1 protein-coding gene is annotated in these 455 nt (G+C 50.5%); it reads left to right on the top strand.

All coding sequences use genetic code 11. The features are described from left to right. On the top strand, nucleotides 1-455 hold a 455-nt coding region (locus tag LKX84_RS17885; RefSeq protein WP_228239094.1), incomplete at both ends, for a hypothetical protein.

Raw genomic sequence — 455 nt, 5'->3', positions numbered from 1 at the left:
AGCAGGTGGGAACACCATCGACATCAGCGGAATCGATACCGATACGGATGACCAGACCTTGAGCCTGTCAGGAAACACCCTTTCCATTGCCGATGGTAACAGTGTGGACCTATCCGTATTCAACAACAGCGGCACCGATGACCAGGCACTAAGTTTGAGCGGCAACACTTTGACCCTTGAGGACGGCGGCAATGTGGACTTGAGCGGATACTTGGATAATACGGATGCACAGACCCTTTCCTTGAGTGGAAGTGATTTGAGCATCACCGGTGGCAACACCATCGACATCAGTTCCATCGACACCGATACGGACGACCAGACGTTGAGCATTTCAGGTTCTGATTTGACCATTTCCGAAGGAAACACGATAGATATTTCAGGTGTGAACACCGATGACCAAACCTTGAGTTTGAGCGGCAACACCTTGACATTGGAAGATGGTGGCAACGTGGACT

Source organism: Allomuricauda sp. M10 (genome assembly GCF_020782875.1).
In the GTDB taxonomy this organism is placed as follows: Bacteria; Bacteroidota; Bacteroidia; order Flavobacteriales; family Flavobacteriaceae; genus Flagellimonas.
This window is presented reverse-complemented; position numbering and strand designations above follow the sequence as displayed.